The following is a 16,795-nucleotide window of genomic DNA, read 5'->3' as shown; positions in this document are numbered from 1 at the left end:
CTCATCGTCACGGACCACTATGAACGATGTCCCGACTCACCTATGAACGATGTCCTGAACCTACACACCTTCAGCTCCACCAATATGTTCAGGCAATGTGTTTCAGCAATAGCCTCCGGGCTCGTCGATGTGGCCGGTGGCGAGGATTTCGCCGGTGTGCCGGCCGTCGCGGGTCAGCTGACGGCGTGAGGCGATGACCCGTTCTCGGACCGGGCGCGGCCCTCGCCGCCACGCGATTCTATGGCCTGCCCAGCCTCTGACCGATGTCTCGACTCATCCGTCCCGGTGGACCTAGGGAGTCGAGCCCTAGGTCCACCCGAGATGGATAAGACATCGCTCAGGCTCTCACGGCGTCGCGCTACCTTGGGGACTTAGGCCCAGTCCTTGTGCGGCGACGTGCCGCCGATACCGGCGTTGAACGTATTCGTCGGATCGAGCTCCTTGAAGTGCTCTTCCATGGACTCCGGCAGCTTGTAGATGCGACCGTAGTTGTGCTCGGCGGGCAGCTTCGCGCCGCGCTCCTCCAGCAGGTGCTGGATGCGGTCGTGCAGCGCCTCGGGATCCACGCCCTGCTTGGCGACATAGTCCTGGTGCATCACATGGCAGAAGAAGTGCCCGTAATACGCCTTGACCTCAAGCTGGTCGTCGATCTCCTCCGGCAGCACCTCGAGCCAGTTCCAATCGTCGCGACGCAGGGCCACATCGATGGGGATGAGCCCTGCGATGTGCCGGCGCTTCAACGCGGCGTAGCGAGTGGCGGCACTGGCCGCGCCGAACCGGTTGAGCGACGCGCTCTTTTCTTCATCAGACGTGCAGATGAAGAACTCACCAGTGTGCTCGGGCTCTGCGAAGAACTCCTTGAGCATCTTCTCGCTCGCGGCCTTCTGCGACTCGCTGACGGTGAGCAGCAGGTGATGCTCGAAACGGTTGCGGTACTCCATCATGCGCTTGGGCAGCTGGTTGGGCAGCACGCTGAACATGGCTTGCGATACCGTGTCGGCGAAGGTCGGACCAATGCCGGGAATCTTCGAGAACAAGCCGTTGGCCCACGTCTTGAACGAGAACATGCGCGTCTGCAGCGCTGGACTCATGAACTTCAGGAAGACGAAGGTGTCTTTGCCGTACTTCTCGGCCAAGTCGAAGGCACTGCGGCCCATGTACTCACCAGAGATAGGCAGCGGCATGTCGGCTTCGAGGAACAACCGACGGATCTCTTCGAGCTCGTGCGTGTTGTTCGTGCCGATGTAAAGCACGGTCGGGTGCACTTCGCGAGGGAAGGTGCGGGTGCGCACCGCGAACACCATCAGCTTGCCGGCCGAGCCGGAAGCCTCGAACAGGTACTCGGGGTTCGCATTGTAGCGAGCAGGCGAAGGCACGATCTTGCGCAAGTGCTCGGCGTACTCGGTCTCGTTCGAGTCTTCGGGAGCTGGGGTGACATCCTCGGGAGACCACTCGCCGCGCTGTAGACGGTCGAGTGCGACCTCAGGGTCGTCTCCGAGCGAGATGCCCAGGTGATTGACCAGCTCGACCTTGCCGTCGTCGTTGACGCGGGCGAAGATCGCTTCGCGCGTGAATGCCGGACCCTTGCGAATCTGGCTGCCGCCCGAGTTGTTCGCGATGCCGCCGATGACCGAGGCGCCGATTGATGTCGACCCGATCACCGAGTGCGGCTCGCGCTGGTGCTTGGCGAGCGCGTCGGTCAGGTGTGTCAGCGGGGTGCCCGCGAGCGAGATCGCCTCGCGCGCGTCGTTGATGAGGTGCACCTCATCGATGCGGTGAGTCGAGATGATCACAATGGGGCGATCGTAGTCTTGGAAGCCGGGGCCGGATCCACCAGTCAGGCCCGTGTTCGATGCCTGCGGGATGACGATGAGGTTGTTGTCGACGGATACCTGCAGCGCCCGCCACATCTCGACCAGCGTGCCGGGGCGCACCACGGCGAAGACTGGTCCTCCGCCGAATCGATAGCCTTTGCTGAATGGCATCGTGGCACGCTCAGAGGTCAGTACATGTTCGTCGCCGACGATTCTCTTGAACGCATCGATCGCTTCGTGCGAAGTCGTGGTGGTCTGTCCTGGTTGCGTCATCTCTAAGCTTCCTATATTCAGTTGCATCACAAGTGCGTCATGATGCTGAGGGGATGTCGCCTTGATCCGAGCTAGTCCGCGGTCGTTCATTTTTTGATGGGCGGGGAAACGAGCCAGGGGGACGACGTCTGCGACCGTCTGCCCGGAAGCTCGCTACGGCGTCCAAGGAGTGTGCGTGTGCGTATGCATGTGCATACGCGCATCCTCATTGTACAAGATGCGCATCAGATAGTTTCGGACCGCGGTACTTTCGGACTCCGGTAGGTTCGGACCGCGATAGTTCGGACCGCGATAGTTCGGACCGCGATGTCGGCCACTGCCCTCACCCCATAGATCGACGCAGCAATCAGACTCGCCTAGCGCCGCTTGAACCGTCCCAGGTTTGGTGGCTCTTCACAGATGAGGGTGTAGCGCGTAGTCAAGGATCGAACGGCGTGGCGCTGCCCGGGTAGGCCCCTCCTTCATGTCCCGCCTAATAGGCCAGATCGGCGTCAGGCCATCCTGCGGACTGAAGTCAGGAGTTTCGTCAAGTGGCAATGCTTCGCCCGCGTGGCTGAGTCGCCCAGTCGACTCATCGAACCACACCGGATAGAACATATCTTTACGGTCAGCTCGAAGCGAGTCGTCGCCCGACCGCAAGAGCCCCTTCCATCGAGGCCTCTGCAGTTCCCCTTCAGCATCGGCCATGTCTCGATGCGTCAGAAGGTCGTCATCGACCGAACCGATTCGCGCGTCAGGACCAAATACAAAGAACGCATACTCTTCGACCCTCGAAAGATATCCCTGAGTAACGCCTTTAGGGTTGTTGACAATTGTGACGAGTTGCCGCGTAGATTCCGGGAAGAGCTGATCTAGCAACACGCCCAAACGGTTTACTTCATGCTCATCGATAGTTGCCACAAGAGTAGCATCGCTACGCATGAGCTCCCGACAGATCTTCAACCGTCGCTCCATGAACGCCAGCCATTTCGAGTGTCGATAGTCGTCATCACTCGCGACGTAATCGTTGTCGTACTTCCAGTCCCTCGCCCCGGTGTTGTACGGCGGGTCGATGTAGATGGCGTCGATGGAATGCCGGTGCGTATAGGTCAGCATCTCCAGCGCGTGGTAGTTCTCAGCGTTGACGACCGTGTGGAACGGCTTGTCGCCGCCCCGCTCAACCCTGCCTGTCTCCACCAGGCCGGGGTAGATGCGATCCCGGAACTCCGCGACGACCACCACGTCGTCGGCAAGCACTGCCCGAGTCTCGGGTTCTTCGACGTCGAGCTCCGCGAGATGAGCCACACGCTGCCCGTCGACGCACTCGATCCGAGTTGTCCGCCACAGCCGTTGGTCACCTGCCTTTGTCCCCCCTCGCGGAGGCAGCACCCGCACCTTGTCGCCGCGACGGACGACCCTGCCGGGCAGCTCGACAGCCTCAGGCTGATGCTGCTCAAAGACGAGCCCGAAGGTGCGACGCTTGGTCAGCGCAGCGACCTCGGCTTCCAGGTCAGTACCAAGTTGCGCGTCCGCCTTGCGCACCTGCCGCAGCAGTTCCGTCAGTCTCGACACGGATAGGGCTCCTTCGTCATCATCCGTAGCGCGTCCGGGCTATTTCTTACTTCCAGACGTAAGTCCCGTCCGGAACTCCACGACGTCGCCGTCCTTCATGATGTATTCCTTGCCTTCGATACGTGCCTTGCCGGCGGCCTTGGCGGCAGCGGTTGACCCGGCAGCGACCAGGTCTTCGAAACCAATGATTTCGGCCTTGATGAATCCTCGCTGGAAGTCGGTGTGGATGACTCCGGCTGCCTGAGGCGCGGTGGCCCCCTGCGGGATCGTCCAGGCACGTGATTCCTTCGGGCCTGCCGTCAAATAAGTCTGCAGCCCCAAGGTGTTGAACCCGACGCGGGCCAACTGATCCAGGCCGGACTCCTCATAGCCGGCGTCGGCCAGCATCTCCGCGGCTTCGTCCTCTTCGAGTTCGACCAGGTCGGATTCGAACTGGGCATCCAGGAAGATCGCCTCGGCCGGAGCCACGAGTTCACTCAGTCGGGTGCGCAGGGCCTCGTCGGCGAGGGCTTCTTCGTCCATGTTGAAGACGTAGATGAATGGCTTGGTGGTCATGAGCTGCAGCGAAGCGATCTCGGCGAGATCGAGCTTGGCTGCTGCGGCGCCGGCGTAGAGCGTGGTGCCCGTTTCCAGCACTTCCTGCGCCGTCTTGATGGCTGCCAGCAACGAGGCGTCGGCCTTCTTGGCCTTGACTTCCTTCTCCAGCCGCGGCAGCTGGTTTTCAATCGTCTGCATGTCGGCCAGGATCAGCTCCGTGGCGACGGTGTCGATGTCTCCGGCGGGGTCGATTTCTCCGTTGACGTGGACCACGTCAGGATCAGCAAACGCCCGGGTGACCTGGCAGATGGCGTCTGCTTCGCGGATGTTGGCCAGGAACTTATTGCCCAGCCCCTCCCCCTCGGAGGCGCCCTTGACGATTCCGGCGATGTCCACGAACGACACCGTTGCCGGCAGGATGCGCTCGGATCCGAAGATCCCGGCGAGGACCTTCAGCCGCTCATCCGGCAGGGGGACGACGCCGACGTTGGGCTCGATCGTGGCGAACGGGTAGTTCGCCGCGAGAACCTGCGCGCGGGTCAGTGCATTGAACATGGTTGACTTGCCGACATTGGGCAGTCCGACGATTCCGATAGTAAGTGCCACGGGAGACAACTCTACCTGCCGCAATGTGTCGGCGCGGACTGGCACAGTGGACCCATGGACGCTTTTGCATGGGTTGTGTCGACTCTCACGTTGTTATTGGGCCTGGTTCTCGGGGCTTTCGGCCTCTGGATGCTCGGGCTCAGGGACCGTTTTTCCGTCCTCAATCACGAGAACCGCACGGCCACGCAGGAACTCGCCACCGCCGAATCGGCGTTGGCGACCGCACACAGCCACATTGATTCGCTCCAGTCCCGGCAGGACGCTGAACGCCAACGCGACGGCGACGAACGGAAGGTGCTGCAGGTGTTGGCTCCCGTGGCGGAGAAGCTCCAGCAGGTCCAGCAGCAGGTGACGGTCCTCGAACGTGACCGGGTCGAGCAATACGGCCAGCTCAGCCAGCAGTTGAACATGGCAGCCGAGCAAGACGCCGCCATTTTGAGGACGACGTCGTCACTGGCCGGGGCCTTGCGCAACACGTCGGCGCGGGGCACCTGGGGCGAGGTCCAGCTACGCCGGGTGGTGGAAGCAGCGGGGATGCTGTCCCGGGTGGATTTCAACGAGCAGGTCACCACGTCCGACGGCAAGCGCCCCGACATGGTCATCACCCTGCCCGGCGGCAAATCCGTCGTTGTCGATTCAAAGGTCCCGCTCAATTCCTACCTATTGGCCCAGGAGATTGATCTCCTGGCGGAACCGTCACGGGAGGCCGAACGGCGGACGCTGCTCGAAGCCCATGCCAAGGCCCTGCGGGCGCATGTCGACGATCTGGGGTCGAAGGCCTATTGGGAATCCCTGGCCGCCAGCCCTGAATTGGTGGTCTGCTTCCTACCGGCGGAATCCTTCCTCGCCGCAGCAGTCACCAGTGATCCGGAGCTCCTCGATCATGCGTTCTCCAAGAACGTCGCCCTGGCCGCACCGGCCACGTTGCTCTCCATCCTCAAGGGCTTGTCCTTCGCCTGGCGCCAGGAATTGCTCACGGAAAACGCCAGGGCCCTCTTCGACGAATCCAAGGACCTTTACAACCGCTTGGGCACGTTGGGATCCCATGTGACGAAGTTGGGATCCTCGCTGAAGTCCAGCGTTGAACGCTACAACTCGTTCGTCGGAACCCTTGAGTCCAGGGTCCTGCCCTCGGTACGTCGGATCCAGAACCTGGACCCGGGCCATGGGTTGTCCTCCACCGATGGAGCCGGGCTGTCCGTGCCGCCCCTGGAGTCCACTCCCCGGGTCCTCAGTGCCAGTGAGCTCCTGCAGGCCGAGCGGCCCACGCAGGAGCAGCCCGCGGAACCACGCAGCGGGGCAGGTGCTTAGACGGCAGGATCCGATGCCGCACGCCGGGCCCCGTGGGGGGAATCGTCCACAATGTTGCGTACGGTGGATTTCCGCCTAATCGCACGGCGGCCGGGGCCGGTCGCATCGAGCGCCTATTTCCCCGGGACGTTCCCAGGATCCCCGGCAGGTCCGTCGAAGTCCGCCATCGGTACCTTCGAGCGGGTTGGTCCATTGGATGAGGGCGGCACCCCGCTCCGGGTCCGCCACTTCCGTACCGGCCGCATCGAAGACGTGCGCCTTGGTGCCGTTCGATGCGGTCATGACGTGCTTCTCGTGCGGCGCAGGTACGCCTAGTTCGCGGTTCCGTGCCCGCCAAGTCCGGTCGAGGTGTCGCCGGCTTCCTTGAGCTTGGCCCGCAGTTCCTTGGGCAGCGAGAAGATGATGTCCTCCTGCGCGGTGACGATCTCCTCGACGGGACCGAACCCGTAATCGGCGAGTAGTTCGAGCACCTCGTAGACGAGGACTTCGGGAACCGAGGCGCCCGAAGAGATCCCCACGCTGGAGATGCCTTCGAACCATGCCTCGTCGATCTCATGGGCGAAGTCGACCCGGTGGGCGTATTTGGCCCCGTATTCAAGGGCGACCTCGACCAGACGCACGGAGTTGGAGGAGTTGGACGAGCCAACGACGATCACCAGTTCCGCCTCGGGGGCGATCTTCTTGATCGCCGTCTGGCGGTTGGAGGTGGCATAGCAGATATCGTCACTGGGCGGATCCTGGAGTTTCGGGAACCGCTCGCGCAGGATATCCACCATTTCCAGCGTCTCGTCGACCGACAAGGTCGTCTGCGAGAGCCAGATCAGGTGCTCCGGATCCTCGACTTCGACGGTACGGGCCTCCGCCGGGTTGTTCACGATCGTGATGCTCTCCGGGGCCTCCCCGTAGGTCCCTTCGACCTCTTCGTGGTCGGCATGGCCGATGAGCAGGATGTGGTTCTTGGCCTTGGCGAACCGGACGGCTTCGCGGTGGACCTTGGTGACCAGGGGGCAGGTCGCGTCGATGGTCCGCAGATTGCGGTCTTCGGCGGACTGGACGACGGCGGGGCTCACCCCGTGGGCCGAGAACACGACGAGCGCGCCTTCGGGGACCTCGTCGGTCTCCTCGACGAAGATGGCTCCGCGTTCCTCCAATGTGGACACGACGTGGACGTTGTGCACGATCTGTTTACGGACATACACCGGGGCCCCATAATGTTCCAGGGCCTTTTCCACGGCGATCACCGCCCGATCAACGCCGGCGCAATAACCCCGCGGGGCGGCCAGAAGGACCCTCTTGGGTCCCTCAACGGGGGCAACGGCGGCTACCTCCTCGGGCGAACGACGACGACGGGGCACCTGTGGCATGGGCACGGAAACCGGGGCGGCAGAACTGATGGACATGCCATCCATGCTATCCGTTCCTGCCACGACCCACGAGGAGCCGGATCACAACCCCGCCAATCAGGACCACTACCCCACCCACCAGTGAGGCCGTTCCGACGCCCTGCACCTGCTCCGCCAGCCCGGTCATGATCCGGGATCCGGCCACCGCGCCCAGCCCCTCCGAGGCCTGGACCGCGCCGTCCGGGGCGAGACGCTCCGCCAGGATCAACAGGGCCGCCGACCAGAGGCAGACGACCGCTCCTCCCAGGGCGACGACCCCTCCCCGGGACCGGGGCCGGGCCAGCACCAGTCCGGCTAATGCCAGGATCGCCGAGCCAACGGCGGCCCATCCCCAGGAACCAGCCAGCCATACCGTCGTGGCCACCCGTTGCGCCACCGTCGGATCGGCGGACGGGAGATCCAGGGGAACGGAGGCAGTGATGTCCTGGCCCAGCGAATCGATCACCAGCCCCAGCCCCACCCCGGGGGCCGCCTCCTTGAGGCCCTCGACGCCGAGATCGACCACGGGGCCGAGTTCAAGGGTGGCCGGCGCCGTTTCCGCCGCGCCGTTCCGCACCGCGGAGAGCCGATCCACATAGGCCTGTCGGGATTCATCGATGCTTTCAAGCCAGGCCGGCTCGAAACCTTCACTGTCCAGCACCACCTCCACGGCCCGTGCACTGGCCTTGTTCAGCGGCTCGACCAACATCTCGGGTACTTCGATGCTGCCGGGAAGGGCCTCGTGGATTCCATCGATCATCACCTGCGGCAGTGCGTCCCTGACGTCCTGGTCTGTGGGGAGGCCCCCGGCGATCTCACGGGCCGGTCCGGCGGTGTGTGCGATTCGATCGATGGAGGATCCGGTGACGGCCCCGCCAGCCAGAAGCGCCGACAGGATCATGAGCACCACGGGTCCGATGGAGCGCACGGCCTCCCCTTCCCGGATGGTTTGCCTCGGCACGCCCGGCCGGGCGTACGCCATTTATCCCAGCCTACTGGTATGCATGTACATGGGCCCGGACGACTGCCGGAGCCGCAACGAGACCGGGGAGCAAGAGCCGTGGAGAACCCGAACCCGTCCGCCGCCGCGGGACGGCAGCCCGATGGCGGAGCCATCTTGCCCCCGATGGCCGGTGACACCAGCCCCGACGCCCCCTGGCCGCTGCGGGTCTTCTCCGAAAAGCTCAAGCAGCATGTCGAACGGGCGCCGGCGGCCTGGATCGAAGGCCAGCTCCTCGAAGCCAATGTCCGCAACGGCCACGCCTATCTGACCATGCGCGATGTCGACGTCGAATATTCACTCTCGGTCAACGTCTGGTCCTCGGTGATGCGCCGGCTGGAGACCAAACCCGAGGTCGGCTCCCGGGTGGTGGCCCGGGTGGCCCCGAACCTTTATCTGAAGACCGGCCGCCTGTCGATGATCGCCTCGGACGTGCGGCCCGTCGGGTTGGGCGATCTGCTCGCCCGGCTCGAACGGCTGCGCCATGCCCTGGCCGGAGAGGGACTCTTCGACCCGTCCCGGAAACTCCGGCTTCCGCTGCTACCGCAACGGATCGGTTTGATCACAGGGCGTGACTCGGACGCGGAAAAGGACGTCATCCGCAATTCCACGCTGCGCTGGCCGGCCGTGGACTTCACGGTTCGCAACACCGCGGTGCAGGGGGTCAATGCCGTTCCCGAAGTCATCGCCGCGCTCTGGGAGCTCGATGCCGACCCGGAGGTCGATCTGATTGTCATCGCCCGCGGTGGCGGTGCGCTGGAGGATCTATTGCCCTTCAGCGCCGAGGAACTCGTCCGTGCGGTCGCCGCGGCGACGACGCCTGTGGTCAGCGCGATCGGACACGAAGCCGATCGGCCGATCCTCGACGACGTGGCCGATTTGCGGGCCTCCACGCCCACGGACGCCGCCAAGCGGATCGTCCCGGATCTGGCCGAGGAGTTGCAGGGGATCGAGCAGGCCCGGCAGCGGCTGGACCGCTCGGTGGTGTTGTTCCTGGACCGTGCGTCCCACCAGCTCGAATCCCTGCGTACCCGGCCGGTCCTTTCCCATCCGGAGGGCATGGTGCAGGTCAGGAGCGAGGACCTGGAGCGTCTGCGTGAAAGATCGCATCGTTCCATCGATACGTTGGTGCGGCGCGGGCGTGATGCCGTGGCGCATCTGCGGGCCCAGGTCAGGGCACTGTCACCGCAACAGACCCTGGACCGGGGGTATGCGGTCGTCCAGACAGCCCACGGTGCCGTGGTCCGCTCCCCCGCCGATGCTCCCCCCGACACCGAGCTGGCCATCCGGCTGGCCCGGGGGAAACTCACCGCCGTCGTCCTGTCGGGGCAGGACGACGACCAGGACACGATGCACGACAGGAAGGCACCACAATGACAGAGACGGACTCCACCGGCGATATCGCAGCGCTGAGCTACGAACAGGCCCGTGAGGAACTGGTGGCCGTGGTGGCCCAGCTCGAAGCAGGCGGGGCCAGCCTCGAGCAGTCGTTGGCCCTCTGGGAGCGTGGCGAGGCGCTGGCCGCCCGCTGTGAGGCCTGGCTCGAAGGCGCCCGGGAACGCCTGGACGCCGCCCGCAACCGGGCCGGTCGTGGCGACGCCGAGGAGACGGCGGGCAGCTGATCGGCTCAGCCGACGTCCTTGGACTCCTTGAGCCGGAGACGTTCGGCGTCCACATCGAAGCGGGCGGCAGGCCATTGCGGGTCCATCCCCGCCAGGGTCTCGAGCAGCAGATGCTGCACGGCCACCCGGGCATACCATTTGCGGTTGGCCGGCACGACGTACCACGGGGCATGATCCGCATCGGTTTCCTCGATGACCCGCTGGTAGGCCTGCATGTACTCCTCCCAGAGGAGCCGGTCATCGATGTCGTCGGGGGCGAACTTCCAGTATTTGTCCTTGCGGTCCAGTCGCTTCGCCAAACGCTGGTACTGCTCCTGCGGTGAAATATGGAGCATGACCTTGATGATGCGAGTGCCTTCAGCGGCGATGCGTTCCTCGAACTCGCGGATCGCCCCGTAACGCCGTTCGATTTCCTCGTCGGTGGCCAAGGACCTCACCCGTCCGATGAGCACGTCCTCGTAATGCGATCTGTCGAAGACCCCGATCATGCCCGCATGCGGCAGACGGCGTTCGATCCGCCACAGGAAGTCGTGGCGTTTCTCGGCCGCCGTCGGCGCCTTGAACGATTGCAGCTCCACCCCCTGCGGGTCCACGGATCCGATGACGTGGCGCACGATCCCGCCCTTGCCGGCGGTGTCCATGGCCTGCAGGACCAACAACACCCGTTCGGTGGCGTCGCCGCCGATCGCCTGCGCGTAGAGGCGTTCCTGCAGGTCGTCGAGGCGTTCATCGGCGGCGGCCAACGCCTTCCGCCCGTCCTTCTTGCTCCCGGGGAAGCCGGGTTTCGCCCCGGGGTCGGCATCCTGCAGGGAGAAGCCCCGGCCGGCCCGCAACAGGGCCGATAGCGGGTGGGTGACCCCGAAGGAGGCCCCCGGGAAACCCTGGGATTTCTTGTGCTTCTTGCCCATATGAGGCCCCTTAGCGGTTCGCTCGTCCGGCGGCACCTCCACCGTGCGGTCCACTATGCCATCCGGGGCCCTGCGCGGATAGCGACGGGAGCACGGCGGTGGGGCGGAACCGGCTCAGCGGCGGATGTCATCCAGGAACTCGGCGATCCGTCCGATGGCCTCCTCCAGGTCAGGCACCGACGGCAGGGTGACCAGCCGAAAATGGTCGGAGGTGATCCAGTTGAAGGCCCGCCCGTGGGAGATGAGGATCTTCTGCTGTTTGAGCAGATCCAGGGCGAACTGCTCGTCGTTGTCGAAACGGAAGACCTCCCGGTCCAGTTTCGGGAACAGGTACATCGCTCCCTGGGCCTGCTGGACCGAGACGCCGTCGATCTCGTTGAGCAACCGGTAGGCGGTGTCGCGCTGTTCCTTGAGCCGGCCTCCGGGCAGCAGGAAGTCGTTGATCGACTGGTATCCGCCCAGGGCCGTCTGGATGGCGTGTTGTGCCGGGACGTTGGCGCAGAGGCGCATGTTCGTCAGCAGGTTGATGCCTTCGATGTAGTCCGCGGCCAGATGCCGGGGCCCGGAGATGGCCATCCACCCGGCCCGGAAACCGCAGACCCGGTAGGCCTTGGAGAGCCCGGAGAAGGTCATGATCAGGACGTCGTCGGCCAGGGCCGCCGTGTTGTGGTGCACCGCGTCGTCGTAGAGGATCTTTTCGTAGATCTCGTCGGAGAAGACGATCAGTGAATGTTTGCGGGCCAGCTCGAGCATCCCCTCCAGCACATGCTTGGGGTAGACCGCACCGGTGGGGTTGTTCGGGTTGATGATCACCAGGCCCTTGGTGCGCGGGGTGATCTTCGCTTCGATGTCCTCCAGATCCGGGAGCCAGCCCTCCTCTTCGACGCTGAGGTAGTGCACGGGGGTGCCCCCGGCCAGCGACACCGAGGCCGTCCACAGCGGGTAGTCCGGGGCCGGGATGAGGATCTCGTCGCCGTTGTTCAACAGGGCATTCAGGCTCAGCGTGATCAATTCGGAGACCCCGTTGCCCAGATAGACGTCATCGACGCCGATCGTCTGGATGCCCCGGGTCTGGTAATACTGCGAGACCGCCGTCCGGGCGGAGAAGATGCCGCGCGAATCCGAATAACCCTGCGCCTGGGGCAGGTTGCGGATGATGTCCACCAGGATCGAGTCGGGGGCGTCGAACCCGAAGGGTGCCGGGTTGCCGATGTTCAGCTTCAGGATCCGGTGGCCCTCGGATTCCATCCGTTGGGCGTGCTCGAGCAGCGGGCCGCGGATGTCGTAGAGGACGTTGTGGAGCTTATTGGACTGCTTGAACTCGGGCATTGTCCCAGCATATGACAGCAGCGCCGGGTCATCCCGGAAGGATGACCCGGCGCTGCGGGAACCACTGGGGGTCGGTGAGGTGCTACTTCCCGTCCAGCCCCTTGTCCTTGAGCCATTCCCCGGCCGCCTCGGCCGGGTCCAGCTTCGCGTCACCGGAGACCGAGCGGTTCAGTTCCACCAGGTCGTCGGTGGTCAGTTCGCTGGAGACCTGGTCCAGCACCCCCGCCGCTTCCTGGCTGACCACGCCGGCGTTGATCAGCGGCAGGACCTGCTGGGCGATGAAGTTGTCCTTAGGGTCCTCCAGGGAGACCAGACCGTTGTCCTCGATGGCCGGGCTGGTGGTGAAGATGTCGGCGATCTGGACCTGATCGGAGATCAGCGCCTTCACGGTCAGCGGGCCGCCGCCGTCGGCAATGGGTTCGAAGGATTTCGGGACGCAGTCGTAGGCCTTTTCCAGCCCCGGCAGCCCGTAGGCGCGCGTCTTGAACTCCGGCGGTGCCCCCAGGACCAGCTTGTCGCAGACCTTCGCCAGATCGGACACCGTCTTGAGGTCATATTTCTCGGCGGTCGCCGAGGTGACGACCATCGAGTCCTTGTCCTCCGCCGCGGAGGCCTTGAGCACGCCGAGTCCCTCGGGCACGGCGTCCTGGAGCGCGTCGGTGATCTCCGTGTCGGAGACGGCCTTGGCGTCCTTGTCGAAGAAGAGCAGCAGGTTTCCCGAATAGTCCGGGACGACGTCGGCCGACCCGTCCTTCACGGCCCCGACATAGGCCTCGCGGGCCCCGATGCCAGGTTTGGTCGTCGCGTCGATCCCGGCGCCTTCCAGGGCCCCGGCATAGAGCTCGGCGATGATTTGGGATTCGGGGAAATCGGCGCTGCCGATGACCAGCGGTCGGTCCAGTGCCGACCCCGAGGCCTGGGCACTGTCGCCGGCCAGCGGGTCCGAGCCGCTGCAGGCCGACAGGCCGAGGGCTGCGACGATTCCGAGTGCGGCCGCGAGCCGGGCCCGGCGGACCGGGCGGGCTCCTGGTGGGTTGATGCGGTTCATGGGGTGCCTCCTGTGTTGGTTCTCAAGCCGGGCGAGACGGCAATCCGTTGGACCATCGCCAGCACCGCATCAACCACAATAGCCAATGCAGCGATGACGACGGCCCCGCCGAAGACCTGGGGGTAGTCACGGACGGCAATGCCGTCGATGAGATAACGGCCCAGCCCTCCGAGGTTGATGATCGAGACGATGGCGACGGTGGCGATGACCTGCAGGACCGCCAGACGCAGGGCGCCCATGAGGACGGGCAGCGCATTGGGGACCTCGACGGTGAAAAGCACCTGGGGTTCCGTCAGGCCCATGGCCCGGGCCCCATCGACGATTCCGGGGTTGACGGCGGAGATGCCTGCGGCGATCCCGGCCAGCAGGGGTGGCACCGCCAACAGCACCAGGGCCCAGATCGGCGGCATGATGCCCAGCGTTCCGGAGAGCAGGATGAACAAGGTGACCATGCCCAGCGTCGGCAGGGCCCGCAACATGCCGGATCCGGCGATAACCGCGACCCGGCCCTTGCCGGTGTGTCCGACGTAGAGCCCGATGGGGACGGCGATGACCAGGGCGATCGCCAGGGTCAGGCCGGTATAGGCCAGGTGCTCGACCAGGCGGGTCGGGATGCCTCCGGGGCCGGAGAGCGTCCCGGGGCGGGAGAACCATTCGGCGAGTCCGCCCAGCGGGCCGGCCGTGGGCACGGCGGCGGGCAGCAGGGCGAACGCCGTGGTGGGGGCGCTCATGCGGCCACCCACCGGGTCGCTCGCGGTGCGGTCCTGGCGCGTTCCCAGGGGGTGAGCATGCGTTGGGCCAACACGAGGATCAGGTCCATCAGCAGGGCCAGGAGCAACGTGGCGACGATGCCCACCCCGACTTCGAAAGTGAAACTACGCCGCAACCCGTCCATGAACAAGGTCCCCAGATTGTCGATACCGATCAGTGCCCCGACGCTGACCAGGGAGATGTTGCTGACCGAGACCACGCGCAACGCGGGAAAGAGCACCGGCAACGACAGCGGAAGGTCCACCGAGAAGAACCGGCGCACCGGCCGGTAGCCCATGGCGTCGGCGGCGCGCAGAACCGCGGGATCCACCGATTCCAGGGCATCGGCGGCACTCCGCACCAGCAGGGCGATGGCATACATGGTCAACGCGACGATGATGTTCAACGGGTCCAGGATCTGTGTGCCCAGGATGGAGGGCAACACCACGAACAACGCTAGCGAGGGGATCGTGTAGAGCAGGGCACTGAGCTGGACCACACCCCACCTCACGGTACGACGCCGGCGGGTTCCGTTGATGCGGATCAGCCGGGCCACGGGAATCGAGATGAGGGCCGCCAGCAGCAACGGCAGGATTGATTGGACCAGGTGGCTACCGGCCAGGCTCAACACCTCCTGCCAGTGGCCTTCAAGCCACTTCATCGTGGTCCCTCCCCCCGATCTGCCGGCCGATCTCCTCGGCATCCAGCAGTCCGGTTTCGGTTCCGTCCTCGTCCACGGCGAGCGCCAGCCCGGAGAGCGAGGTCAGGGCGGCGTCCAGGGCGGCGCGGACGGTGGAGGAGCGTGGGATCCGGACGGCCCGCGCCACGTCGTCGTCGGTATGGCCGGCCAGGGACTTCCAGCGCAGTTCGGTGGCGGGTCGGAAGGACAAAGCCCGGAAGCCACGGTCCCGGCCGATGAAGTGGGCGACGAAATCGTTGGCGGGGGCCCGCAGCAGTTCGTCCGGCGGGCTGAACTGTTGAAGTATTCCGGCGTTGCCCATCACCGCGACGTGGTCTCCCAGCAGGACCGCCTCGTCGATGTCGTGGGTGACGAAGACAATGGTCTTGGAGAGTTGGTCCTGCAGCCGCAGCAGTTCGTTCTGCAATTCCCCGCGGACCACCGGGTCCACGGCGCTGAAGGGTTCGTCCATGAGCAGCACGGGCGGATCGGCGGCCAGGGCGCGGGCCACCCCGACCCGTTGCTGCTGGCCCCCCGAGAGCTGGGAGGGGTACCGTCCAGCGAGTTCAGCGTCCAGCCCCACGGTCTCCAGCAGTTCCTGCACGCGGCGACGGTAGTCCGCCTTGGCGGTGCCGATGAGCCGGGGCACGGTGGCAATGTTCTCGGCGATGGTGCGGTGCGGCATGAGTCCGCCCGCCTGCATGACGTAGCCCATGGAACGGCGCAGCTGATAGGGGGCGACGTCGGCGATGTTGCGGCCATCGACCTCGATGGTGCCCGATGTCGGATCCACCATGCGGTTGATCATCCGCAGCGACGTGGTCTTCCCGCAGCCGGAGGGGCCGACGAAAACGGTGATGGAGCCCTCGGGAATCTCCAGGTTGAGGTCGGAGACGGCTGGAGCACCGCCGTCGTACTGCTTGTTCACCTGCTGGAATCGGATCATGGACGGCCCCCGTCGACGTGGTGGTGGTGTGCTTTCACGGCCCAATCAACCCGGGAGGTCCGCTCCAGCCGGGACAGCTCTGCGAGGTCGAACCAGCCGGCCTCGGAGGTGGTGCCGTCGACTTCGAATTCCAGTTCCCCGCCGGTGATCTCGGCGGAGTAGAGCACCGCGACGTTCTGCAGCGGTTTACTGGTCGGGTGCAATCTGGATTCGGCAGGAACATGTCCGGCATCGACGTCGAGCAGCGCGGTCAGGCGCACGTCGTAGCCGGTTTCCTCCGAGACCTCGCGGACGGCACCGTCCTCGATGGCCTCTCCGAGTTCGACGCCTCCCCCGGGGAGGGTCCAGCGGGGGGTGAAGCCAGGCCAGCTGGGTCGCATGTCCCATAGGGCCAGCAGGATCTTGGATCGGCGGACCACCACGCAATAGGCGGCCAGCCGCGTATCGAAACCTGTCTCCGGCTTCCGGGGCGCAGCGCTCATGGCCCCAGCGTACTGTGCCGCAGACCCTCCCGCTCCGCGGACCCGGCCGCATGTGGTGGAATATTGGCATGCCTGCCGCCAAGAAGCCCCTGGGAAACGCCCCGTTGGACGAGGTCGACCGTGTGTTGATCACCGAACTGCTCGCCGACGCACGCATCAGCAATGCCGCGTTGGCCCAGCGGGCCGGAATCGCTCCGTCGACCGCCCTGCTGCGCACCCGCCAGCTGGTCGAGAGCGGGATCATCGAGGGCTACCATGCCCGGTTGCACCTACCGGCCGTCGGGCGCAGCGTCCAGGCGTTGATCGCGGTGAAGCTGCGGATCCACGACCGGGTGCAGATCGACCGGTTCACCGGTGGGGTTCCGCAGTTGCCCGAGGTCCTGTCGATGTTCCATGTCTCCGGCGGCACCGACTACCTGCTCCACGTCGCGGTCCCCTCCACGGAGGCCCTGCGCGATTGGGTCTTGGACAACCTGGCCACCGATGAAGCCGTCGGCCATACCGAGACGACGTTGGTCTTCGACCACGTCCAGGGGCAGGCCGGCCCGCTTTGAGGC

At 65.2% G+C, this 16,795-nt stretch carries 16 protein-coding genes; 4 read left to right on the top strand and 12 right to left on the bottom strand.

Annotation, left to right across the window (positions count from 1 at the left end):
• Window positions 1-371: 371 nt before the first annotated feature.
• From dld to ychF, 3 genes are all read right to left on the bottom strand, one after another.
• A complete protein-coding gene (gene dld / locus ACT3S2_RS05565; protein ID WP_035095247.1) occupies window positions 372-2,087 on the bottom strand; it encodes a D-lactate dehydrogenase in 1,716 nt (571 codons plus the stop codon).
• 393 nt (window positions 2,088-2,480) lie between these two features.
• On the bottom strand, window positions 2,481-3,638 hold the full coding sequence (locus ACT3S2_RS05560) for a DNA methyltransferase (protein WP_011013961.1): 1,158 nt from the start codon (window positions 3,636-3,638) through the stop codon (window positions 2,481-2,483).
• A gap of 39 nt (window positions 3,639-3,677) precedes the next feature.
• The gene (gene ychF / locus ACT3S2_RS05555) at window positions 3,678-4,781 is read right to left on the bottom strand and encodes a redox-regulated ATPase YchF (RefSeq protein ID WP_444554222.1); all 1,104 of its coding nucleotides are present in this window, start codon (window positions 4,779-4,781) and stop codon (window positions 3,678-3,680) included.
• A 54-nt stretch (window positions 4,782-4,835) separates the two neighbouring features.
• Here ychF and ACT3S2_RS05550 point away from each other — a divergent pair, with 54 nt between their 5' ends.
• On the top strand, window positions 4,836-6,092 hold the full coding sequence (locus tag ACT3S2_RS05550) for a DNA recombination protein RmuC (RefSeq protein WP_444554223.1): 1,257 nt from the start codon (window positions 4,836-4,838) through the stop codon (window positions 6,090-6,092).
• Window positions 6,093-6,403: 311 nt separating this feature from the next.
• Here the strand turns inward: ACT3S2_RS05550 and ACT3S2_RS05545 are convergent, their stop codons facing one another.
• Window positions 6,404-7,492, bottom strand: coding sequence for a 4-hydroxy-3-methylbut-2-enyl diphosphate reductase (locus ACT3S2_RS05545; protein WP_444554224.1), 1,089 nt, complete (start codon window positions 7,490-7,492; stop codon window positions 6,404-6,406).
• A 10-nt stretch (window positions 7,493-7,502) separates the two neighbouring features.
• Window positions 7,503-8,456, bottom strand: coding sequence for a hypothetical protein (locus ACT3S2_RS05540; RefSeq protein ID WP_444554225.1), 954 nt, complete (start codon window positions 8,454-8,456; stop codon window positions 7,503-7,505).
• A gap of 144 nt (window positions 8,457-8,600) precedes the next feature.
• Between ACT3S2_RS05540 and xseA the strand changes: the two genes are divergently transcribed.
• Together xseA and ACT3S2_RS05530 are read left to right on the top strand one after the other, a co-directional pair.
• Complete coding sequence (xseA, locus tag ACT3S2_RS05535) at window positions 8,601-9,851, top strand: exodeoxyribonuclease VII large subunit (RefSeq protein WP_444554332.1); 1,251 nt, start codon at window positions 8,601-8,603, stop codon at window positions 9,849-9,851.
• Complete coding sequence (locus ACT3S2_RS05530; RefSeq protein ID WP_444554226.1) at window positions 9,848-10,096, top strand: exodeoxyribonuclease VII small subunit; 249 nt, start codon at window positions 9,848-9,850, stop codon at window positions 10,094-10,096. Before xseA ends, ACT3S2_RS05530 begins: the two co-directional genes overlap by 4 nt.
• 5 nt (window positions 10,097-10,101) lie before the next feature.
• Here ACT3S2_RS05530 and ACT3S2_RS05525 read toward each other — a convergent pair whose 3' ends face one another.
• The 7 genes from ACT3S2_RS05525 to ACT3S2_RS05495 form a co-directional block, all read right to left on the bottom strand.
• Window positions 10,102-11,004 (bottom strand): PPK2 family polyphosphate kinase, encoded by a 903-nt coding sequence (locus tag ACT3S2_RS05525; RefSeq protein ID WP_444554227.1) that lies wholly within the window; start codon window positions 11,002-11,004, stop codon window positions 10,102-10,104.
• Window positions 11,005-11,118: 114 nt separating this feature from the next.
• Window positions 11,119-12,333 carry a pyridoxal phosphate-dependent aminotransferase gene (locus ACT3S2_RS05520; protein ID WP_444554228.1) on the bottom strand — a complete coding sequence of 405 codons (1,215 nt, stop codon included), beginning with the start codon at window positions 12,331-12,333 and terminating at the stop codon, window positions 11,119-11,121.
• Between the two features lie 82 nt (window positions 12,334-12,415).
• Window positions 12,416-13,381, bottom strand: coding sequence for an ABC transporter substrate-binding protein (locus ACT3S2_RS05515; RefSeq protein ID WP_444554229.1), 966 nt, complete (start codon window positions 13,379-13,381; stop codon window positions 12,416-12,418).
• Entirely contained in the window at window positions 13,378-14,112 is a 735-nt protein-coding gene (locus ACT3S2_RS05510; RefSeq protein ID WP_444554230.1) for an ABC transporter permease, read from the bottom strand. Before ACT3S2_RS05510 ends, ACT3S2_RS05515 begins: the two co-directional genes overlap by 4 nt.
• Window positions 14,109-14,792 (bottom strand): ABC transporter permease, encoded by a 684-nt coding sequence (locus ACT3S2_RS05505; RefSeq protein ID WP_444554231.1) that lies wholly within the window; start codon window positions 14,790-14,792, stop codon window positions 14,109-14,111. The genes ACT3S2_RS05510 and ACT3S2_RS05505 overlap by 4 nt, the downstream gene beginning before the upstream one ends.
• Window positions 14,779-15,756: an ABC transporter ATP-binding protein gene (locus tag ACT3S2_RS05500; RefSeq protein ID WP_444554232.1), complete on the bottom strand. Its 978-nt coding sequence runs from the start codon at window positions 15,754-15,756 to the stop codon at window positions 14,779-14,781. The genes ACT3S2_RS05505 and ACT3S2_RS05500 overlap by 14 nt, the downstream gene beginning before the upstream one ends.
• Entirely contained in the window at window positions 15,753-16,238 is a 486-nt protein-coding gene (locus tag ACT3S2_RS05495; RefSeq protein WP_444554233.1) for an NUDIX hydrolase, read from the bottom strand. Before ACT3S2_RS05495 ends, ACT3S2_RS05500 begins: the two co-directional genes overlap by 4 nt.
• A gap of 68 nt (window positions 16,239-16,306) precedes the next feature.
• On the opposite strand from ACT3S2_RS05495, the gene ACT3S2_RS05490 reads away from it, so the two are divergent.
• Window positions 16,307-16,792, top strand: coding sequence for an Lrp/AsnC family transcriptional regulator (locus tag ACT3S2_RS05490; RefSeq protein WP_444561368.1), 486 nt, complete (start codon window positions 16,307-16,309; stop codon window positions 16,790-16,792).
• Window positions 16,793-16,795: the final 3 nt, after the last annotated feature.

The organism is Arthrobacter sp. AOP36-A1-22 (assembly GCF_052377615.1).
Classification (GTDB): domain Bacteria; phylum Actinomycetota; class Actinomycetes; order Actinomycetales; family Micrococcaceae; genus Arthrobacter_H.
The sequence above is the reverse complement of the archived record's forward strand: the minus strand, read 5'-3'. Positions and strand labels throughout refer to the sequence as shown.

Coding starts and splice junctions, on each gene's coding strand:
- ACT3S2_RS05515 (WP_444554229.1), bottom strand. CDS start 13,381: ATGAACCGCATCAACCCACCAGGAGCCCGCCCGGTCCGCCGGGCCCGG.
- xseA (WP_444554332.1), top strand. CDS start 8,601: ATGGCCGGTGACACCAGCCCCGACGCCCCCTGGCCGCTGCGGGTCTTC.
- ACT3S2_RS05540 (WP_444554225.1), bottom strand. CDS start 8,456: ATGGCGTACGCCCGGCCGGGCGTGCCGAGGCAAACCATCCGGGAAGGG.
- ACT3S2_RS05495 (WP_444554233.1), bottom strand. CDS start 16,238: ATGAGCGCTGCGCCCCGGAAGCCGGAGACAGGTTTCGATACGCGGCTG.
- dld (WP_035095247.1), bottom strand. CDS start 2,087: ATGACGCAACCAGGACAGACCACCACGACTTCGCACGAAGCGATCGAT.
- ACT3S2_RS05530 (WP_444554226.1), top strand. CDS start 9,848: ATGACAGAGACGGACTCCACCGGCGATATCGCAGCGCTGAGCTACGAA.
- ACT3S2_RS05550 (WP_444554223.1), top strand. CDS start 4,836: ATGGACGCTTTTGCATGGGTTGTGTCGACTCTCACGTTGTTATTGGGC.
- ACT3S2_RS05490 (WP_444561368.1), top strand. CDS start 16,307: ATGCCTGCCGCCAAGAAGCCCCTGGGAAACGCCCCGTTGGACGAGGTC.
- ACT3S2_RS05545 (WP_444554224.1), bottom strand. CDS start 7,492: ATGTCCATCAGTTCTGCCGCCCCGGTTTCCGTGCCCATGCCACAGGTG.
- ACT3S2_RS05525 (WP_444554227.1), bottom strand. CDS start 11,004: ATGGGCAAGAAGCACAAGAAATCCCAGGGTTTCCCGGGGGCCTCCTTC.
- ACT3S2_RS05500 (WP_444554232.1), bottom strand. CDS start 15,756: ATGATCCGATTCCAGCAGGTGAACAAGCAGTACGACGGCGGTGCTCCA.
- ACT3S2_RS05510 (WP_444554230.1), bottom strand. CDS start 14,112: ATGAGCGCCCCCACCACGGCGTTCGCCCTGCTGCCCGCCGCCGTGCCC.
- ACT3S2_RS05520 (WP_444554228.1), bottom strand. CDS start 12,333: ATGCCCGAGTTCAAGCAGTCCAATAAGCTCCACAACGTCCTCTACGAC.
- ACT3S2_RS05505 (WP_444554231.1), bottom strand. CDS start 14,792: ATGAAGTGGCTTGAAGGCCACTGGCAGGAGGTGTTGAGCCTGGCCGGT.